The sequence below is a fragment of the Tropicimonas sp. genome (assembly GCF_047971885.1).
GTDB lineage: Bacteria > Pseudomonadota > Alphaproteobacteria > Rhodobacterales > Rhodobacteraceae > Tropicimonas.
The window spans coordinates 1-19,069 of sequence record NZ_JBKEAE010000029.1; the positions used below are offsets into that span (position 1 = coordinate 1).

General features: G+C 65.9%; 17 protein-coding genes. 10 read left to right on the plus strand and 7 right to left on the minus strand.

Annotated elements, in window-relative coordinates:
* The 6 genes from ACK5IR_RS03890 to glmM all read left to right on the plus strand — a co-directional run.
* Positions 1-830, plus strand: an 830-nt coding sequence (locus ACK5IR_RS03890) for a glycine--tRNA ligase subunit beta (protein ID WP_416926116.1), incomplete at its 5' end; no start/stop codon positions are given.
* A 107-nt stretch (positions 831-937) separates the two neighbouring features.
* Entirely contained in the window at positions 938-3,487 is a 2,550-nt protein-coding gene (locus ACK5IR_RS03895) for a putative PEP-binding protein (protein ID WP_416926118.1), read from the plus strand.
* A 174-nt stretch (positions 3,488-3,661) separates the two neighbouring features.
* A complete protein-coding gene (locus tag ACK5IR_RS03900; protein ID WP_416926120.1) occupies positions 3,662-4,342 on the plus strand; it encodes a cell wall hydrolase in 681 nt (226 codons plus the stop codon).
* Between the two features lie 119 nt (positions 4,343-4,461).
* Complete coding sequence (locus tag ACK5IR_RS03905; RefSeq protein ID WP_416926122.1) at positions 4,462-5,337, plus strand: dihydroneopterin aldolase; 876 nt, start codon at positions 4,462-4,464, stop codon at positions 5,335-5,337.
* An 18-nt stretch (positions 5,338-5,355) separates the two neighbouring features.
* Positions 5,356-6,396 carry a dihydropteroate synthase gene (gene folP, locus ACK5IR_RS03910; RefSeq protein WP_416926124.1) on the plus strand — a complete coding sequence of 347 codons (1,041 nt, stop codon included), beginning with the start codon at positions 5,356-5,358 and terminating at the stop codon, positions 6,394-6,396.
* Positions 6,393-7,736, plus strand: coding sequence for a phosphoglucosamine mutase (glmM, locus tag ACK5IR_RS03915; RefSeq protein WP_416926126.1), 1,344 nt, complete (start codon positions 6,393-6,395; stop codon positions 7,734-7,736). Before folP ends, glmM begins: the two co-directional genes overlap by 4 nt.
* Before the next feature lie 35 nt (positions 7,737-7,771).
* Here the strand turns inward: glmM and ACK5IR_RS03920 are convergent, their stop codons facing one another.
* The 3 genes from ACK5IR_RS03920 to ilvC form a co-directional block, all read right to left on the minus strand.
* A complete protein-coding gene (locus ACK5IR_RS03920; RefSeq protein ID WP_416926128.1) occupies positions 7,772-8,569 on the minus strand; it encodes a transporter in 798 nt (265 codons plus the stop codon).
* Positions 8,570-8,702: 133 nt separating this feature from the next.
* The gene (locus ACK5IR_RS03925; protein ID WP_416926130.1) at positions 8,703-10,508 is read right to left on the minus strand and encodes an ATP-binding protein; all 1,806 of its coding nucleotides are present in this window, start codon (positions 10,506-10,508) and stop codon (positions 8,703-8,705) included.
* Between the two features lie 275 nt (positions 10,509-10,783).
* Positions 10,784-11,806, minus strand: coding sequence for a ketol-acid reductoisomerase (ilvC, locus tag ACK5IR_RS03930; RefSeq protein ID WP_416926132.1), 1,023 nt, complete (start codon positions 11,804-11,806; stop codon positions 10,784-10,786).
* A gap of 134 nt (positions 11,807-11,940) precedes the next feature.
* Between ilvC and ACK5IR_RS03935 the strand changes: the two genes are divergently transcribed.
* From ACK5IR_RS03935 to ACK5IR_RS03945, 3 genes are all read left to right on the plus strand, one after another.
* Entirely contained in the window at positions 11,941-12,396 is a 456-nt protein-coding gene (locus ACK5IR_RS03935) for an Lrp/AsnC family transcriptional regulator (protein WP_416926134.1), read from the plus strand.
* Positions 12,393-12,848: an Lrp/AsnC family transcriptional regulator gene (locus tag ACK5IR_RS03940; RefSeq protein ID WP_416926136.1), complete on the plus strand. Its 456-nt coding sequence runs from the start codon at positions 12,393-12,395 to the stop codon at positions 12,846-12,848. Before ACK5IR_RS03935 ends, ACK5IR_RS03940 begins: the two co-directional genes overlap by 4 nt.
* Positions 12,849-12,912: 64 nt before the next feature.
* On the plus strand, positions 12,913-14,040 hold the full coding sequence (locus ACK5IR_RS03945; protein ID WP_416926138.1) for an aminotransferase class V-fold PLP-dependent enzyme: 1,128 nt from the start codon (positions 12,913-12,915) through the stop codon (positions 14,038-14,040).
* 7 nt (positions 14,041-14,047) lie between these two features.
* On the opposite strand, the gene ACK5IR_RS03950 is transcribed toward ACK5IR_RS03945, so the two are convergent.
* From ACK5IR_RS03950 to ACK5IR_RS03960, 3 genes are all read right to left on the minus strand, one after another.
* On the minus strand, positions 14,048-15,262 hold the full coding sequence (locus ACK5IR_RS03950) for an FAD-dependent monooxygenase (protein WP_416926140.1): 1,215 nt from the start codon (positions 15,260-15,262) through the stop codon (positions 14,048-14,050).
* A gap of 61 nt (positions 15,263-15,323) precedes the next feature.
* Positions 15,324-15,566, minus strand: a complete 243-nt coding sequence (locus tag ACK5IR_RS03955) for a hypothetical protein (RefSeq protein WP_416926142.1) — start codon at positions 15,564-15,566, stop codon at positions 15,324-15,326.
* Between the two features lie 93 nt (positions 15,567-15,659).
* On the minus strand, positions 15,660-16,310 hold the full coding sequence (locus tag ACK5IR_RS03960) for a pyrimidine 5'-nucleotidase (RefSeq protein WP_416926144.1): 651 nt from the start codon (positions 16,308-16,310) through the stop codon (positions 15,660-15,662).
* Between the two features lie 126 nt (positions 16,311-16,436).
* Here ACK5IR_RS03960 and ACK5IR_RS03965 point away from each other — a divergent pair, with 126 nt between their 5' ends.
* Complete coding sequence (locus tag ACK5IR_RS03965; RefSeq protein ID WP_416926146.1) at positions 16,437-17,087, plus strand: GntR family transcriptional regulator; 651 nt, start codon at positions 16,437-16,439, stop codon at positions 17,085-17,087.
* Between the two features lie 7 nt (positions 17,088-17,094).
* On the opposite strand, the gene ACK5IR_RS03970 is transcribed toward ACK5IR_RS03965, so the two are convergent.
* Complete coding sequence (locus ACK5IR_RS03970; protein ID WP_416926148.1) at positions 17,095-19,056, minus strand: glycosyltransferase; 1,962 nt, start codon at positions 19,054-19,056, stop codon at positions 17,095-17,097.
* Positions 19,057-19,069 lie beyond the last annotated feature (13 nt).

A 19,069-nucleotide genomic window follows, 5' to 3' on the forward strand; every position in this document is an offset into this window, starting at 1 on the left:
CGGCGGGTTTTCCGCCCGAGGTCGCCGCGGCAGCGCAGGAGCATTACTCGCCGCTCGGCCCTTCGGACGACGTACCGACCGCGCCGGTCTCCGTCGCCGTGGCGCTGGCCGACAAGCTCGATACCCTCACCGGCTTTTGGGCCATCGACGAGAAGCCGACCGGTTCCAGGGACCCGTTTGCGCTTCGGCGAGCGGCTCTGGGCGTGATCCGGTTGCTGGTGGTGAATGATATCCGTTTCCGGCTCGGCGCGGTTCTGTCACGCTCCGATAGTGCCGTTGCCTTTGGCCTGAACGGGGAGCAGGCGGACAACCTCCTTTCCTTCTTCCACGACCGCCTCAAGGTTCACCTGCGCGACGAGGGCATCCGGCACGATGTGATCGATGCCTGTCTGGCGATGCCGGGCAATGACGATCTGGTGCTGCTGGTCAGGCGGGCGCGGGCGCTGTCGGATTTCCTGAAAACCGACGATGGCGGGAACCTGTTGCAGGGCTTCAAGCGGGCCAACAATATCCTGACCCAGGCCGAGGCGGCGGATGGGGTGGCTTACGAATTCGGCCCCGACCGGAAGTTCGCCGAGACCGATGCGGAACGCGCATTGTTCGATGCGCTCGACGCGGCGCAGGGAACGATCGCGGTGGCGCTGGCGGAGGAGGATTTTGCCACCGCCATGGCGGCGATGGCCGCGCTGCGCGCCCCGATCGACGCGTTTTTCGATACCGTTCAGGTCAATACCGACAACCGGATCATCCGCCGCAACCGGCTCAATCTGCTGCACCGTATCCGCCAGACCTGCCTTGCGGTTGCCGATCTGACCCGGATCGAGGGTTGAGCGGCCGATGCTGCGCTGCGGCGTAATCGCCGTGGCGCAAGGTGACGGTTGTCGTATGGTGCGCCTTCGCTATCCTGCGACCGTGCCAGGCCCATAGGAGATTCCGCGTGCTGACGCCCGATGCGACCAAGGAATTCACGCTGATCACGCCCGATGCCGCAATCTCGGAAGCGACCCACGGGGGGCGTGCCAAATGCCTGCAACGACTGGTCCGGCTGAACCTGCCGGTGCCGCGCTCGGTGGCGTTGTCCTTTGCCGCCGTGCACCGCGTTGCCGAGGGGCGGATGGCCGACACACCCGGGCTGCTTTCGGCCTTTGGTCCCGAGCCGCTGGTTTCGGTCCGCCCGTCGAGCGGCGATGCCGACTGGGGCGGGCCGGGGGCGATCCTGAACATCGGCATGAACGATGTCCGCCGTGACCAGCTGGCCAGAAGCATCGGGCGCGAGGCCGCCGACGGGCTGTACCTGAAATTCATCCAGACCTATGCCAGCGAGGTCGCCCGGCTCGACCCGGAGCCGTTCGAGGAGGCGATCGAGGCCACCGACCCGCTGCGCGCCGCCATGGACGCCTTCGAGTTCGAGGCCGACGAGCCCTTTCCGCAGGACCCGGCGGTCCAGCTTGCCGAGGTGCTGCGCTCGATGGCGCGGGCGTGGGAAGGGGTCAGTGCGCGGCTGCTGCGGCAGGCGCGGGGTGCGCCGGTCGATGCCGGGCTGGGGCTGGTCGTGCAGGCCATGGCGCAGGGGATCGGTGCCGGCGAAAGCGGCTCGGGCGTGATCCGGATGATCGACGCCAAGACCGGCGCGCGGCAGATCACCGGACACTATCACCGCAAGCGTTTCGACGGCAACGGGCTGCAACGCGAACCGCTTCATCTCAGCAGCGATCCGCGCGGCGCCTCGATGCAGGAGGAGGCGCCCGAGGTCTATGCCGAACTGATCTCGGTCCTCGAAACCTGCCGGCGCAACCTGCGCGAGGAGATGGAGGTGAAATTCGCCGTGACCGGCGGCAAGCTGATGGTGCTGGATGCGGTCAGGGTGGCGCGCGGAGCGCGGGCCGATGTGCGCGTCGCCGTGGCGCTGGCGGGCGAGGGGATCATCACACCCGAGGAGGCGCTGCTTCGGGTCGAACCGATGTCGCTGACCGAACTTCTGCACACCCAGGTCGATCCGGGCGCGCCGCGCGACGTGATCCTGCGCGGTATCGCCGCCTCGCCCGGCGGGGCGACGGGGCGTCTGGTGTTCTCGTCCCACGCCGCCCAGACATCGGCCAGCCACGAGTTGCCCTGCATCCTCGTTCGCCGCGAAACGACGCCCGAGGATATCCGTGGCATGCACGCGGCCCAGGCGGTGATCACCGAACGCGGCGGCATGACCAGCCACGCGGCGGTGATCGCGCGCGGGCTGGGGCTGCCCTGCATCGTCGGCGCCTCGGGCCTGCGCATCTCGCAGCGCAAGAAAACCCTGACCACCGCCGACGGGCGGGTCTTTGTCGAGGGCGACATCGTTACCGTCGATGGCACTGCCGGGGTTGCGATGGCGGGCGAGATCGAGATGCTGCAACCGTCGCTCGATACGCATTTCCGCACCCTGATGGACTGGGCCGATGTGGCCTGCGATATCGGCATACGCGCCAACGCCGACACCCCTGCCGACGCGCGGATGGCGCATACCTTCGATGCCGAAGGGATCGGGCTCTGCCGGACCGAGCACATGTTCTTCGAGCAGCAGCGCCTGACCGTGATGCGCGAAATGATCTTCGCCGACAACGAATCCGACCGTTCGGGCGCGCTGGAGCAGTTGCTTCCCATGCAGCGCGAGGATTTTGTCGAACTGTTCCGCATCATGGCCGGCCTGCCGGTCTGCATCCGGCTGTTCGACCCGCCGCTGCACGAATTCCTGCCGCATGACCGCGAGGGGATGATGGCGCTGGCGGAATCGCTCGACCTGCCGCTCAGCGATGTCGTCCGGCGCGTCGAGGCGCTGTCGGAGTTCAACCCGATGCTCGGCATGCGGGGGGTTCGGCTGGGGGTGACCGTTCCGGGCATCTACGACATGCAGGTGCGCGCGATCTTCGAGGCAACGGTCGAGGCCAGCCGGCAGGCCGGTGCCGCTGTGGTTCCCGAAATCATGATTCCGCTGGTTTCGGCCAAGCGCGAGGTCGAACTGGTCAAGACCCGGATCGACGCGGTGGCGGCAGCGGTCAAGGTCGAGACCGGCCGCGCCTTCGACTACCGGCTGGGGGTGATGGTCGAAACGCCACGCGCCGCGCTCAGGGCGGGCGAGATCGCCGATCACGCGGCGTTCCTCAGCTTTGGAACAAACGACCTGACTCAGATGACCTATGGCCTGTCGCGCGACGACGCGGGCCGGTTCATGGGTACCTATGTCAGCAACGGCGTGTTTCACGAAGACCCGTTCCACACGCTCGACAAGGAGGGGGTGGGAGAGTTGCTGCTGATCGGCGCCGAACGTGGGCGCGAGGCGCGCCCCGATATCGTTCTTTCGGTCTGCGGCGAGCATGGCGGCGATCCCGATACCATCGCGTTCTGCCGCGATGCCGGGTTCAGCTATGTCTCGTGCTCGCCGTTCCGGGTGCCGGTCGCGCGGCTCGCGGCGGCTCATCTGGCGCTGCGATCCCCCCGTCCGGCGCGCGAATAGGCGAAAGTACGCGTAACCGCATTGAATTCAGGCAGAAATCCGCTCAATCGGTGAGGGATTCGGGCAACGCACCAAAACGCCCTGAGGTGCCCCGCGTTTACACAAATATGAACGTTGCGTTAACGCCGATCCCGGCTGGCGCGCGTCCAAGCGTGTCTCTGGGTGGGTGAATCCATGACGCTGCCGCGTCCCGTAGTTCTGTTGTGTCTTGTCGTGTTTGCGATGGCCGGCCCGGTTTCGGCCGAGGCCTGGCTTTCGACCTCGACCAATCCGATGACGGAGATCGGAACGGCCCGGCCGGATGACGGCGTTGCGGCGTTCGGGGCGTCCGAGTCCCTGGATGATGGATTTGGCCTCGCCGGCAGCGTGCGCGCAAAACCCCGCCCGGCCGATCTGAAAACCGCATCGAATGTCCGCTACGAGCGTGCCTGGCTCGACCGTCAACCCTATTCGACCGGTGGCGAGGAATGGCAGTGCCTGGCCGAGGCGCTGTATTTCGAGGCCCGTGGCGAAAGCATCAAGGGGCAGTTCGCGGTCGCCGAAGTCATCATGAACCGTGTCGCGAGCAAGCGGTTCCCCGATACCGTCTGCGGGGTGGTCAATCAGGGAACCGGCAGGAAATATCAGTGCCAGTTCAGTTTCACCTGCGACGGCAACCCCGAAACCATCGCCGAACCTTCGGCCTTCCGGCGGGTGGGCAAGGTTGCGATGCTGATGCTGTCGGGCGCCCCGCGCGCCCTGACCAACGGCGCCACGCATTACCACACCCGCGCGGTTGTACCGTCGTGGGCCGACAGGCTGGCCCAGACGACCTCGATCGGCGATCATCTGTTTTATCGCCGGCCGCGATCCTGACTTCCCCCCCCCGGCTGCCGCAACCCGATTGGCTGGCGCTGCGGATTCGGTCGCGATTGAGCGCTTGCACGTCGCCCGGGCACGTGGCAAGCGCCTCGGGACCTGTCAGGAACGGCGCCATGAGATCTGTTGAAACCCAGCCCGGAAATACCGAAGGGAACCGGATTTTCCTGTGCGACCATGTGCGGCAGGTCGAGATCGGGGCCTTTCAGGAAGAGCGCGGCGTCGTGCAGCGACTGCGCTTCGAGATCGTGGTCGAGGTGCGCCGCGCCGCCACCGCCATCGACGACGATGTGGACCGTATCCTGAGCTATGACACGCTGGTCGAGGCGGTGGATCTGGCGCTGGCCGACGAACGGCTGAGCCTGCTCGAAACACTTGCCGAGCGTATCGCCGCCCGCCTGCTGGGCGAGCCGCGTGCGCTGAAGGTGACGGTGCGTATCGAAAAGCTGGATCGTGGCCCCTTCGTTCTGGGGGTCGAGATCGAACGCAGCCGCAACGGAACGCCCGCCGGCGGCATGGGGGGAGAGGATTTTGCCCCGCCGCTGGTGGTCTTCCTGTCGAACGCGGCCATCGCCGACCCCCGGCTTCCCGGCTGGCTCGACCAGATCGAGGCGCTGGCATTGCCGGTCGTGCTGACCGTTGGTCTGCCCGACACACGCGCGCCCGAGGCCGGGGCGGCAATGCCGCAGCGGCGGGTCGATCTGCTTGCGCTGGAGCAGAACGCCTGGGTGCTGGCGGCGCGCGACCGGCGCTGCATCGTCGTTTCCAGCCGGACCGAGATAACGCATGCGATCCACACCGGCCGGATCGTCGTCTGGGCGCCATCGAAACTTGTGCTCGACGCGGTGGAAAGCCCCGACACCGGCCCGCGCGATGCCGCCGCGCTGACCGCATGGTTTGCCGGCCAGATCGGGGCGGGGCGGTTGCTTGGCCTGGGCGCCAGGGTACCGGGCGGGGCGTGTCTTTCGCTTGCCGACCGGCTGGAATTGTAGCACATCGGCGGAACCGTCATGAGCCCGCCGATGCCCGCCACGTATTATCGCCCGATCCCCGAATCCGACGTTGCGCTCGGGCGCGCCGGGCTGTCGCTTGCCGGAACCCGGCTGCGTTTCGAAAGGGTCGAGGTGCTGAGCCGCGGGCAACTGCCGCGTGTCGTGCCGGCCGACACGGTGCCTGCCGAAATTCTGGCCCGGATGACCGAACCGCGTGCCGCGATCACCGGCGTTTCGCTCGGCCGGCCGCGGTTGATGGGCATCCTCAACGTGACGCCCGACAGCTTTTCGGACGGTGGCGTCTTCGATGGCCCGGATGCGGCGGTCGCCGCGGCGCTTCGCATGGTGGAAGATGTGGATATCCTCGATATCGGCGGCGAATCCACCCGCCCCGGTGCCGCCGATGTGCCCGCGCCCGCGGAAATCGCCCGCACCGCGCCGGTGATCGCGGCGCTGAGCCGGGCAGGGGTTCCGGTTCCCGTATCCATCGACACCCGCAAGGCGGCGGTCGCGCGGGCCGCGTTTGATGCCGGCGCCACCATCGTCAACGACGTATCCGGGTTGGGGTACGATCCTGATCTTGCGCCGCTGGTCGCCGCAACCGGCGCTCCGGTCTGCATCATGCATTCCATCGCAACGCCGGCGACGATGCAGGACGATCCGCGCTATGACGATGTTCTGCTCGATGTCTTCGATTTTCTTGAGCAACGTATCGCGCTGGCCGAATCCTGCGGCATTCCGCGTGCCCGCATCGTTGTCGATCCGGGGATCGGGTTCGGCAAGACGGTGGCGCACAATCTTGCGCTTCTGGCGCGCGTTTCACTGTTTCACACGCTTGGCTGCGCCATCCTGCTGGGGGTGTCGCGCAAGCGCTTCATCGGCGGCATCGGCGGTGCGGCGGAACCCCGCTCGCGCGGGCCTGGCTCCATTGCGGTGGCCCTTGCCGCGATGGCGCAAGGTGTGCAGATATTGCGTATTCACGATACGTCCGAGACGGCACAGGCATTGAAGCTGTATCTGGCGGCAACGACGGGCAAGGCACCCGGGGAGACAATATGAGCAGAACCCTGTTCGGCACCGATGGCGTGCGCGGACGCGCCAATAGCTATCCGATGATCGCCGAGATGGCGCTGAAGCTTGGCGCGGCGGCGGGGCGGTATTTCCGCAAGGACGGCAGCAACGTGCACCGCGTGGTGATCGGCAAGGATACGCGGCTTTCGGGCTACATGTTCGAGACCGCGCTGACCGCCGGCCTTACCTCGACCGGGATGAACGTGCTGCTGCTGGGGCCGGTTCCGACCCCGGCGGTGGGATATCTGACCACGTCGATGCGTGCTGACGTCGGGATCATGATCTCGGCCAGCCACAACCCGCATTACGACAACGGCATCAAGTTCTTCGGTCCCGACGGATTCAAGCTGAACGACGAGGCCGAGGCCGAGATCGAGGCACTGGCGATGAACGGTGTCGAGCTTGCCATGGCCGAGAATATCGGCCGCGCGCGGCGCATCGACGACGGCCGGTTTCGCTATGTCGAACGCGCCAAGGCGAGCTTCCCGGACAACCTGCGCCTGAACGGGCTCAAGGTGGTGATCGACTGCGCCAATGGCGCGGCCTACAAGACCGCCCCCGAGGTCCTGTGGGAACTGGGGGCCGATCTGGTCGAGATCGGCGTTTCGCCGGACGGGCTCAACATCAATCGCAATTGCGGCTCGACCGACGTCAGCACGGCGGCCGCTGCCGTTGTGGCACATGGCGCGGATGTGGGGATTTGTCTCGATGGCGATGCCGACCGGGTGATGATCATCGACGAGGCCGGCAATGTGGCCGATGGCGATCAGATCATGGCGCTGATGGCCGCCCGCTGGGCTGACGAGGGGCGCCTCAGGGGGGGCACGCTTGTGGCCTCGGTGATGTCGAACCTCGGGCTCGAACGGTTTCTTGCCGGCCGGGGCCTGCGGCTGGAACGCGCGCCGGTGGGCGACCGCTACGTGGTCGAGCGCATGCGCGAGGGCGGCTGGAACCTCGGGGGCGAGCAATCCGGCCATATTGTCATGACCGACTATGCCACCACAGGTGACGGGCTGATCGCCGCGTTGCAGTTTCTGGCCGCGATGGCCGAGACGGGTGAACCCGCCTCGGCGCTTTCGCAGAGCTTTCAGACCGTGCCGCAACTGTTGAAGAATGTGCGCTTCGATGCCGGAGCGACCCCGCTGGAGACCGACACGGTACGCGCCGCCATCGCCGATGCCGAAACCCGGCTGACCGGGAATGGCCGGCTGCTGATCCGCAAATCCGGTACCGAACCGCTGATCCGCGTCATGGCGGAAAGCGAAGATGCCGCCCTGCTGGAACGGGTGGTCGATTCGGTCGTCGAGGCGGTCGAAGCTGCGGTCTGACCGCGGGGCTTGCGCGGCGCGGCGGCCGCGCGAGTTTACTTCCTGGGGAAGATGAAGGTCAGTTCGGCCCGCGCGCCCCAGCCCTCGGGCCCGTATTCCGGGGCATCCGCCCAATAGCGCGCGCCGGCGCGGAACTGCATGCTCTGATTGCCGATCGAGAACACCTTGCCTGCCATCAGGTTGATCGGAACCGACCATTCCTCGTTGATCCAGTCATAGGTGCTTTCCGTGTTGATGGCGAAGACATAGGCGCCGGGGGTGCGGTAGCCGAGGAAGGGTTGCAGATACATCTGCGAAAGCTCGCCGTATTCGTCCTCGTCGCTGATCGACCAGATCTGATTGGCCAGAAGCCCCATGGTGAAGCCCTGCTGGGTCTGCTTGACCAGCACGCCCGAAATTCCAGCCCCCCACTGGCGGTTCGCGATATCGTCCGAAACCGTAGGCAGCAGCAGCACCGGGCCCGCCCCCCAGATCAGGCCGTCGCCAGAGAAGGACCTGGGCGAGAAGAAAAAGGTCTGCGTGGTCGGGCCGAAACCGATCTGCCGGCCTTTTTCGTCGGAAATGTCCTGATTGTAGACCGGTACGATCGTGCGGGTGATCAGGTTCCAGTTTTCACCGACCGAAAAGGGAATGACCGGCTGAAGAAGCATGAAAGCCCGCTCGCCGGTCCCGCCAGGAAAGCCATGATCGGAATTGAACTGGAAGGGCAGGGTGGACAGATTTGCCACCGGGTTTGCAAGCTGCTGCGCCAGCGCGGCGTTGGAGCTTTCCTGCGCGGTGGCGGGAGTGCCGATCAGCAGGGCTGCCGCAAGCGAACGGAACAGTCGTGACATGAAAACCTCCTCAAGACGGTTGGCGCTACCCCGGGCGAAGTGTGGCCCAGATTAACACGCGGCCGCCGGGCGGCCCATCCTCCCACCGGATTTCGCCGCCGCCTGTACCACACTTGCCATGCCGCCGGGCAACCTATGCGGCGGCGGTTCCAAGCAGCCCGTCGCGCAGGAAGCGCGCCACGCGATCGCGCGAAAACGGCTTGCCGAGCACCGGCACATGGCTGTCGTCGCCGTCCGGTTCGACGGATTTCGACATGAACACCACCGGCACCTTGGGCAGCCGTGCATGGATCTCCCTTGCGAGCGCGAACCCGCTCGATCCGTCGTGGAAAAGAAGGTTGGACAGCACGATGTCGACATGCTGCGCCATATCCAGAATTCGTATCGCCTCGGCCGGATCCGCGCAGCAAACGACCCGGTAGTTCAGGCTTTCGGTGACCTTTTCCAGCGTTTCGCGCCCGGCCGCATCATCCTCGACCAGAAGCACAACCTGATAGTCGCCGAGCGGCGTTTCGGTGGAAACGCGCGCCGTATCGCCATCCGCCTGCCCGGTCGCACGCGGCAGGTATAGCGATACCAGCGTGCCCTTGCCCGGCGTGCTTTCCAGATGGATCTCGCCCCCCGACTGACGGACGAACGATGCCACCATCGGCAGGCCGAGCCCGCTGCTTTCGCCAAACCGGTTGGTGGTGAAAAACAGGTCGAGCGCGCGCCGCTGCACCTCGGCGTTCATGCCGCGACCGGTATCGCGCACCGAAATCTCGACGAAGTCACCGTTCATCAGGGCAAGCGACGACAGCCGCGAATGCCCTTCGGGCAGGTTGCGGCACGCGATCGTCAGCGTTCCGCCTTCGGGCATTGCATCGCGGGCGTTGATCGCCAGGTTCAGGATCGAGGATTCCAGTCGTCCCGAATCGACCTCGAGTTGCCAGAGCCCCTCGCCAAACCGGATGTTGAGCTGGATCGACTGGCCGAGCGCCCCCTCCATCAACGGCTGAAGCCCGGCGATCAGTTCGCCCGGCGTTACCATACGCGGCGAAAGGCGCTGCTTGTGGGTGACGGCCAGAAGCCGCTGGATGGTATCGCTGCCGCGCCGGCAGGCGGCGAGGATGGCATCCAGTTGCTCGGGTTCGGGCCTGCCAAGCAGGCCGATCAGTTCGGCATTGCCCTGAATGGTGGTCAGCAGATTGTTGAAATCATGCGCAATGCCCGCCGTAAGCTGCCCGATGGCTTCCATCTTCCGGGTTTGCGAAAGCTGGAATTCTGCGCGCTGACGTTCGCCTGCCGCTTCGATGCGCGCCTCGTCGAGCAATGTGCGGATCAGCCGGTTCTGCTCTTCCAGTTCCAGACGGCTGACAAATTCGGCAACGAAGATGCTGGAGTGGCGGCGAACGGCCTTGCTGAAGAAATAGATGAAAGCGGCGGCGATGATCGTGCCGCCCACCACCAGCAGGTCGCCGGCAATGGCAAGGCCAAGAAGCGCACCGCCGCAGACAAGCGCAACGAATGAAGCGGCCGCCGCCGGCATCGGCAGCAGTGCGATCGCGCCGCCACCGATCATTCCGGTAACAGCCGCTGCCATGAAGGCCTGTGCCGTGCCGCTGACATTGGGCAGGATTGCGGTGGCGGCAACGGCCCACAACAGGCCGAAGACCGTCGCGCTTTTCACATGCCTGCCGACCGACCTTTTCGACGCTTCGGTGCGCTGCCCGCAACGTTCGCGCCGAACTACCCGCCGAAGCTCCAGCACCGAGACCAGCGCCGAGGCGGCCGCCCAGGCGGCGACCGGCGCTCCAAGCTGGCCGGTCAGCCAGAGCATCAGGACAAGCGCCGTTGTGACGGCAAGATTGGCCAGCATCATCGGCCGGCCGAGTTGCTCGACCGCCTGTATCTGCTGGGCGCGGAGTTGCGCCTGCAACCTGTCGGAAATCCCATCCACGGGCAGAGCCTGCGGACCTGCGGCGCCACCGGGGCGCTTTCGCATCGTTCTTTCGAGCCAGTCCATCGGAGATCGGCCTTGCTGCGTTGCCGCAATGCTTAGCGATGGTCCGAAAAGACACAACACGATCAGGCTGCTCACCCGTCAGGCGAGCGTCCGACGGCGGGTTGTCGCGCATTGACACACCGTCATGCGCTGAAATGCGCGCAACCTGCCCGCGAGGGCGCGGCAGCCGGAGCCCGCCGGTGGCGGACTCCGCTCAATTTCATCTGCAGTCAGTTGCGGGACTTGTCCACCATCTTGCCGGCGGTGATCCACGGCATCATGCCGCGCAGCTTCTCGCCCACGGCCTCGATCTGGTGGGCGTCGTTGTTGCGGCGGATCGCCTTGAAGGAGGGCTGGCCCACCGAGCATTCGGTCATCCAGTCGCGCACGAAACGGCCCTGCTGGATGTCGTCCAGCACCGCCTTCATGCGCGCCTTGGTCTCCGCATAGGGCAGCACGCGCGGGCCGGAGACGTATTCGCCGTATTCCGCGGTGTTGGAGATCGAGTAGTTCATGTTGGCGATGCCGCCCTCGTAGATCAGGTCCACGATCAGCTTCACCTCGTGCAGGCACTCGAAATAGGCCATTTCGGGGGCATAGCCGGCCTCGACCAGCGTCTCGAAGCCGCAGCGGATCAGTTCGACCAGCCCGCCGCACAGAACCGCCTGCTCGCCGAACAGATCGGTCTCGCATTCCTCCTTGAAGGTGGTCTCGATGATGCCCGAACGCCCGCCGCCGATGGCCGAGCAATAGGACAGGCCAAGCTCCAGCGCCTTGCCCGATGCGTCGTTATGCACCGCGACGAGGCAGGGCACGCCGCCGCCCTTGGTGTATTCGCCGCGCACCGTGTGGCCCGGACCCTTGGGCGCCATCATGATCACGTCGACACCCGCCGGCGCCTCGATCAGGCCGAAATGCACATTCAGGCCGTGGGCAAAGGCGATCGCGGCGCCTTCGCGGATGTTGTCCTTGACGTATTTGTTCCAGGTCTCGGCCTGAAGCTCGTCCGGCATGGTGAACATCAGCAGGTCGCACCAGGCGGCGGCCTCGGCGATCCCCATCACCTTCAGGCCCTCGCCCTCGGCCTTCTTCGCGGAAGGCGATCCCTCGCGCAGCGCTACGGCCACGTTTTTCGCCCCGCTGTCGCGCAGGTTCAGCGCGTGGGCGTGGCCCTGGCTGCCATAGCCAAGGATGGCGACCTTCTTATCCTTGATCAGGTTGATGTCGCAATCGCGATCATAATAGACGCGCATGTTCTTGTCCTTCGTCCGGGAGGTGTTGATGCGCGCAGGATAGGGATATCGGGCGAATACGGGTTTCGTTTTTGCGATATATAAACTAAATCCCAATTCATCAATTCATCCAATCGACCAATTCGAGAGATTTAATGCTTGATGATCTTGATCGGCGCATCCTGCGCAACCTCCAGCATGAACCGGGAATCCCGGTCGGCGATCTTGCGGAGGCGGCCGGCACGACACCCGCCGTCTGCTCGCGCCGGCTTGCCCGCCTGCGCGACCGCCGGATCGTTATTGGACAGGAGGCGATAATCGACTGGCGCAGACTGGGTTACGAGGTGCTGGTGAGCCTGCGCATTACCCTCGACAAGGCCCAAAGCAATGTCTTCGACATCTTTATCCGGGAAGCCAGAAAGATACCTGAAGTACTTGAGATACAGACATTTCTTGGGCAGGTCGATATCAGACTCGGCATTATCGCCCGCGATATGGCGCATTATCAGACACTCTACCGCAGCCGCATCCTGACCCTGCCGCATATCGCGGATATCGAAGCGCTGGTTCACGTTGCCGCGATCAAGGATGACGAGACGCTGCCGCTATGACCGGGATCGACGATATCGACCGCCGGATTCTGCGCGCGCTGCGCGAGGACGCAACCGTCAGCACCGGTGCACTGGGGCGGCGGCTGGGATTGTCGCAACCGGCAATCTGGCGGCGGATTCGCCGGCTGCACGACACGGGTATCCTCGCGGGCAGGCGGCTGGTGCTGGATCGCGAGGCGCTCGGCTTCGGGGTCACGGTATTCCTCGGTATCAGGCTGGCCCGCAAGGGCGGGGCGAACCTTGACGAATTCGAACGCGCCGCACGGGCCATCCCCGAGGTGCAGACCATCGAACACGTTCTGGGCCTGTACGATTATCGCCTGCGGGTGGTTGCCCGCGATCTGGCCGATTTCGAACGGGTGCTGCGCCGGCGTATCATGACGCTGCCGGGGGCGGGGAACGTCGAGGCGAACGTGATGCTGAGCGAGGAACGCCTACCCGGGCCGCTTTGAGCTTCGGCAGGGAGATTGCGCGGCGGTGTGGAGCGCGCTAGCAAAGCAGACAGGGAGGAGTGCCATGACCGCTTTGCTCGATACCGTGGATCCAGACGGGCTTCTGGAATATTCGGTCGTCTTCACCGACCGGTCGCTGAACCATATGTCGGCGATCTATCAGCGGGTGATGCGCGACATCTCCGAGATGCTGCGCGAGGTCTACAAGGCCGACGCGGTGGCGATCGTTCCCGGCGGCGGCACCTGCGGCATGGAGGCGGTGGCGCGCCAGTTCGGTACCGGCGCCCATGCGCTGATCATCCGAAACGGGTTCTTTTCGTTCCGCTGGAGCCAGATCTTCGATGCCGGCCGTTTTGCTGCCGAAACGACCGTGCTCAAGGCCCGCCCCACGGGCAATGCGCCACGCGCACCCTTCGCGCCGGTTCCCATCGACGAGGCGACGGCGACGATCCGCCAAACCCGCCCGGATGTGGTTTTCGCCCCGCATGTCGAGACCGCCGCCGGCCTGATCCTGCCCGACGATTACATAACTGCGCTGGCTGCCGCGGCGCATGAGGTCGGGGCGCTGATGGTGCTCGACTCCATCGCTTCGGGGGCCGCCTGGGTCGACATGCGGGCGACCGGTGTCGATGTGCTGATCTCGGCGCCGCAAAAGGGGTGGTCCTCCACACCTTCGGCCGGGCTGGTGATGCTGAACAAGCGGGCGCTGACGCGCATGGAGGAAACGCAAAGCTCCAGCTTCGCGCTCGACCTGAAGAAATGGCGCGCGATCATGGCGGCCTACGAGGCCGGCGGGCATGCCTATCACGCGACGATGCCGACGGATTCGTTGCGGACCTTCCGCGATACGATGCGCGAAACCCGCGCCCACGGTTTCGAACGCCTGCGCGAGGCGCAATGGGCGCTCGGCAACGGCGTGCGGGCGATGCTGGCGGAGCGCGGCATTCACCCGGTCGCGGCCGAGGGCTTCGGTGCGCCGGGCGTGGTAGTCAGCTACACCGACGATCCCGATATCCAGAACGGATCGAAATTCGCCGCCGAAGGCGTTCAGATTGCGGCCGGCGTACCGCTGCAATGCGACGAGCCCGCCGATTTCCGTACCTTCCGTATCGGGCTTTTCGGGCTCGACAAACTGTACGACGTACCCGGCACGCTGGCGCGGCTCCGGGAGGTGCTGGACAGGGTGTTGTAGCGACGGATCAGGAACTGACGCCCGCCGCTCCCATGCCGGCGCGCATCACCGCACGGCGCAGGCCCGCAATGTCGTGAATGGTCTTCATGCCGGTCAGTCGCAGCATCTGCATTCGCGGATCGGGCGAGCGTGTGACCCTGTTGAACAGGTCGATCGCGGCGACGCGCCGGCGGATGTCGGTCGAACGGCAGCGGTCATAGGCGGCGAGCATCGCCGCCCCGCCCAGACCGTCGCGCCCCGCCTTCAGCGCCTCGTCACGCAGCAGGATCAGATCGTTGAGCGAGGTGTTCAGCCCCTGCGCGCCAATCGGCGGGATGACATGCGCGGCTTCGGCCATGATTGCCACGCGCCGTGCGCTCAGTCGTTCGGCCCGCTGGCTGATGATCGGCCACAGCCGGCGCTCGGAGCGCAGGTGAAGCGGCCCGAGCATGTAGCACGAACGTTCGGACATCCGCGCCTCGAACTCCACCGCCGGCATGGTGGCAAGCTCCTGCGCGTGCGATCCGGGGTTCATCCACACCACGGCCGAGGCCGGGTGGCCATCGACATCGGGCAGGGGAACCAGCGTGAAAGGGCCGCCTTCGTTATAGATCTCGGTCGAAACGTTGTTGTGGGACTTTGGGTGCGAAACCACGAAGGCCAGCGTCTTCTGGCCGTAATGCGTTGTCCTGACACCGATTCCCGCCGCCTCGCGCACGGCGGAACCGCGTCCGTCCGCCCCGATCAGCAGCTTGGCGACGACCGAGTCGCCATCGGACAGGCGCACGATGACCTCGTTATCGCGCGCGACCATGGCGGAAAACCGGGTGCCGAAGCGCAGCTCGACATTCTCCATCCCGCCCAGCACCCGGATCAGGCCCTGCAACACGCGCCAGTTCATCAGGTTCCAGCCGAAGCTCTGCTGGCCCAGATCGGCGGCGTCGAACTCCCGGCTGTCGCGGATCGCCGGCGGCCATCCGACGGTATCGACCACGCGCAACATGTTGAGCGGCGTCGCCGTGGTGGCCAGATCGTCCCAGAGCCCGATCCGCTCGAACAGGGAAATCGCCAGTCGCAGGAATGCGGTCGAACGCAGATCGGACCGGTCCGCCGCCCCTTCGGTCACCGGCGGCTCGGGCGAAACCAGAACTGTCCGGAACCCGGCGCGCCCGAAGGTCAGTGCCGCGGTCAGTCCGGCGATACCGCCGCCGGCGATCAGGATTTCGGTGCGCGTGCGTGCCATGTGCATTCCTCCGGCAGCTTGGGTTTCGGAAGCCCCGCAGGCAGGGCGGGGCGACCGGCGGCTATTGCCCGACGCTGATCAGCACCAGCGCGGCCAGCGCGACGAAGCTCAGCAGGACGAAGATGATCCCGATCGCCGGCAGGCCCAGGGCCAGACCGGCGAGGATCGCGATCAGAAGGACGACGGTGACAATGGCGAAGAACGCGCCTTCGCCTTCGCTGCGCTGCATGCCCTTCCAGCCGCGATCGCCGCTGTGGGGTTTGTCGTCGCTGGCGATGGCGCGGTGGGTGTCGGTATCGGTCATGGAATTCCTCCGGTAGTCGTCTGGTGCCAGAATAGCCGATGTCGCCATGTGCTACGAGGGCGCCACGGCGAATTGGCGAAATTTTCCACCCGGTCAGCCTGCGCCGACCCGTGCCAGAAATCCGGCGAGATCGTCGGTATGATACTGGATATGGGCGGCCGGCGTGGCTGTGGCGGCGACATGGACGGTGCGCATGCCCATCTCGTGCGGTATCGCCAGGTTGCGCGGTTCGTCCTCGAAGATGGCGGCGCGGTCGGGTCGCAGACCGTCGGCGGCAAAGACGGCCTCGAAGGCGGCGCGTTCGGGTTTGGGGCGGAACCCCGCGTGTTCGACCCCGTAAATCGCGTCGAAAAGCCCGTCGAGCCCGCGCGCCGCAACGACCTTTTCGGCATAGGGGCGCGACGCGTTGGTGAAGATGATCCGCCGGCCGGGCAGGGCGGCGATGTGCCCGGCCAGCACGGGATCGGGCGCGAGATATGAGAAGTCGATATCGTGCACCTCGGCCAGGTAGGGGGCGGGGTCGATGGCATGCTCGGCCATCAGCCCGGCAAGGGTTGTACCGTAACGCCGCCAGTAAAGGTCGCGCAGGCGGTCGGCCTCGGTACGCGAGACGCCGAGCGCGTGCATCACCCAGTCGGTCATCCGCACCTCGATCTGATCGAACAGGCGGACCTCGGGCGGGTAAAGAGTGTTGTCGAGGTCGAAGACCCAGGACCGCACATGGGAGAAGTGATCGGCAACCATGGCGGGACCCTAGGGGCGCGGCGGGTGCCACGCAAGCACCCCGAGGCAGAAGACCGCGCGCGAGCGGTCTTTGCATTCGATTCCGTCTGGGTTAGCGTGCCGGTTCCTCAGGACGGAAAGTTATACATGTCGAGCGACAAGCCGGTCCACAAGGACGCCTATGACATGATCCTCGGCGCCATCGACGTGGGGATTTACAAGCCCGGCGACCGGCTGGTCGAATCGGAACTGGCCGAGAGATTCGGTGTATCGCGCACGCCGATTCGCGAGGCGCTGCAACGGCTTGAAACCCAGTCGCTGCTGGCGCGCGACGGGCGGAGCCTGATTGTCGCCTCGCTCGATCACAATCAGCTTGCCGAACTCTACGTCGTGCGGACCGAACTCGAGGGGCTGGCGGCGCGGCTGGCGGCGCGCCATGCGGCCGCCGAGGAGGTGCAGGTGCTCAGGACGATGATCGGTGCCGACCGCAGGCTGCTGGGCGATCCCTCGGCGCTGGCGCAGGCAAATCGCCGGTTCCACCGCCAGATCCACCTTGCCTCGCACAACCGCTATCTGGTTCAGCAACTCGATCTTGTATACCGGTCGATGGCTCTGATGGCCACAACGTCGCTTGCCGCCGAAGGCCGGGGGGAGATCGCGCTGAACGAGCACGAGACCATCGTGGCCGCCATCGGAAAACGCGACGAGCAGGCGGCCTATGATGCGCTGAAAGCGCATATTTCGGGCGCTTTCGTCCAGCGCCTTACCAGCGACAGCAAGCTGCCGATCGCCCCCTGAGCACGGGTCAGACCCCGGCCGACACAGCCTCCGGCGCGGCCGGTTCGTCATGGATGCCATGCCGGGTCTTGTCCCAGTAGAACGGCCGGGTGAGAATTTCGTAGAACGCCTTGTACGAGGCGAGCGCCGCGAGCGGGAAATAGAAGTGCTGCGTGATCGCCCATGGAATCAGGAAACGGCGCTGCGCGTCGCGTACCGCAAAGGCGCCGGCGGCGATGTTGACCACCTCCGAGGTGACGAAAAGCGCGACCAGCGCAACATGCAGGCTGCCGGGCAGCAGGCCCGCCAGCGGATGCGGCAGCCCCAGCGCCAGCAGCCAGAACGACCACAGCACCGGCGCCAGCAGGAATTGCGACAATGTGCCGAGAAAGAGGAGCTGAAACCCGAGAAACTTCCACGCGCCCAGATCGCGCAGCAACCGCCCCGGCGCCCGCGAATGCACTGCCCATGTCATCGCGTAGCCCTTGAGCCAGCGCGAACGCTGCCGGATCCAGGGCAGGATGCGGCAGTTGGCCTCCTCCCGGGTGACGGTTTCGATCATTTCGGTGCGATAGCCCAGGCGCGCCAGCCGCATGCCGAGATCGGCATCCTCGGTCACGTTGTGGGCATCCCAGCCACCGATCTGCTCCAGCACCACGCGGCGGAAGAACAGTGTCGTACCGCCGAGCGGAAGGGCAAAGCCCATCCGTTGCAGGCCGGGCAGGACCACTCCGAACCAGCTTGCGTATTCGATGGTGAAGCACCGGCTGAGCCAGTTGGTGCGCGCGTTATAATAATCCAGCCTGCCTTGCAGGCAGGCGACATCGGGGCCGCGCTGGTGGAAGCGCGCGACCACCTTGTGCAACTGGTCCGGGTCGGGCGCATCTTCGGCATCCCAGACGCCGACGATCTGTCCGCGGCAGAAATTCAGCGCGTAATTGAGCGCCCGTGGCTTGGTCTTGACGCCGCCGCGCGGCACCGTGACGACGCGCATCCAGTGCGGAAGCCGCGTGCGGGCCAGCGCGGCGGCGGTCTGCTGGTCCTCCTCCTCGACCACCAGCAGCACATCGGTAAGCTCGCGCGGATAGTCGAGCCGCGACAGGCGCCGGACCAGCCTGTCAGCGATTTCTTCCTCGGCAAAGAGCGGAACCATGACCGATACCGTCGGCAGCCGGGCGATGGTCGGCGGGGCATTTTCGTTCACGCCCCCCGGACCGGAAGACCGCGCCGCCTGCCGGACCGCAATGGCAAGCGCAGCGATCTTGACAGCCAGGCTCGCGGCGAGGGTAAGCACCGCCCAGAGCGCCAGCGCAGAAAATACCGCGATCGGAAAGATCATCGACAGAGTGGCGGTCAGACCGAAAGCGGTCAGGCAACGGGACGACCAGGCCCGCGCATCCCAGCCGCGGCAGGACATGTCCAGCGGCACCTGTTCCTCGGCCTGTACGGCAAGGCCGGGTTTGCGGATCCGGATCAGTGCGGTGTGCATTGCCGCCTCGGTCGTCAGCGCCATGGTGACGGTGCCGAGCGATTCTTCGAGCCCGGCACGGTGGTTTTCGAATTTCTCCGGCCGGGTCGTGGCAACGATCACGGTGCTGCCGATGCGGCGCCACGGAACGACCCCGTCGCGCAGGCACCGCTCGGCGCCGAATGTATCGACCAGCCGCGCGTCGGGTGGCGTCGCCGCCAGATCGACCACCTCGGTTCCCCATTGCCGGGCAAGACAATCGAGCAGATCAGCCTCGGCCACCATGCCGTTGGCAATCAGGATGTCGCCGAGCCGCGCTTCCTGGCGGGACTGGATGGCAAGTGCCCGATTCAGGTCGTCCGGCGCCAGAACGCGCCGCGCAAGCAGGCTTTCCCCCAGCAGGGGCCGGGGCGCCGCGTTGCCGGCGACCACACGGGGGCCCGGCGCGGCATTCCCCGCCTGACCGCCCGTTTCACTGTGCCGGGGATGGAGCGGGATGACGCGATGCGACGCTGCACTCATGACAAGCCTTCAA

Excerpts from the sequence above, each read along its gene's own strand:
- ACK5IR_RS03900 (WP_416926120.1), top strand. The coding sequence starts at position 3,662 with ATGACGCTGCCGCGTCCCGTAGTTCTGTTGTGTCTTGTCGTGTTTGCG.
- ACK5IR_RS03905 (WP_416926122.1), top strand. The coding sequence starts at position 4,462 with ATGAGATCTGTTGAAACCCAGCCCGGAAATACCGAAGGGAACCGGATT.
- folP (WP_416926124.1), top strand. The coding sequence starts at position 5,356 with ATGAGCCCGCCGATGCCCGCCACGTATTATCGCCCGATCCCCGAATCC.
- glmM (WP_416926126.1), top strand. The coding sequence starts at position 6,393 with ATGAGCAGAACCCTGTTCGGCACCGATGGCGTGCGCGGACGCGCCAAT.
- ACK5IR_RS03920 (WP_416926128.1), bottom strand. The coding sequence starts at position 8,569 with ATGTCACGACTGTTCCGTTCGCTTGCGGCAGCCCTGCTGATCGGCACT.
- ilvC (WP_416926132.1), bottom strand. The coding sequence starts at position 11,806 with ATGCGCGTCTATTATGATCGCGATTGCGACATCAACCTGATCAAGGAT.
- ACK5IR_RS03935 (WP_416926134.1), top strand. The coding sequence starts at position 11,941 with ATGCTTGATGATCTTGATCGGCGCATCCTGCGCAACCTCCAGCATGAA.
- ACK5IR_RS03940 (WP_416926136.1), top strand. The coding sequence starts at position 12,393 with ATGACCGGGATCGACGATATCGACCGCCGGATTCTGCGCGCGCTGCGC.
- ACK5IR_RS03945 (WP_416926138.1), top strand. The coding sequence starts at position 12,913 with ATGACCGCTTTGCTCGATACCGTGGATCCAGACGGGCTTCTGGAATAT.
- ACK5IR_RS03950 (WP_416926140.1), bottom strand. The coding sequence starts at position 15,262 with ATGGCACGCACGCGCACCGAAATCCTGATCGCCGGCGGCGGTATCGCC.
- ACK5IR_RS03955 (WP_416926142.1), bottom strand. The coding sequence starts at position 15,566 with ATGACCGATACCGACACCCACCGCGCCATCGCCAGCGACGACAAACCC.
- ACK5IR_RS03960 (WP_416926144.1), bottom strand. The coding sequence starts at position 16,310 with ATGGTTGCCGATCACTTCTCCCATGTGCGGTCCTGGGTCTTCGACCTC.
- ACK5IR_RS03965 (WP_416926146.1), top strand. The coding sequence starts at position 16,437 with ATGTCGAGCGACAAGCCGGTCCACAAGGACGCCTATGACATGATCCTC.
- ACK5IR_RS03970 (WP_416926148.1), bottom strand. The coding sequence starts at position 19,056 with ATGAGTGCAGCGTCGCATCGCGTCATCCCGCTCCATCCCCGGCACAGT.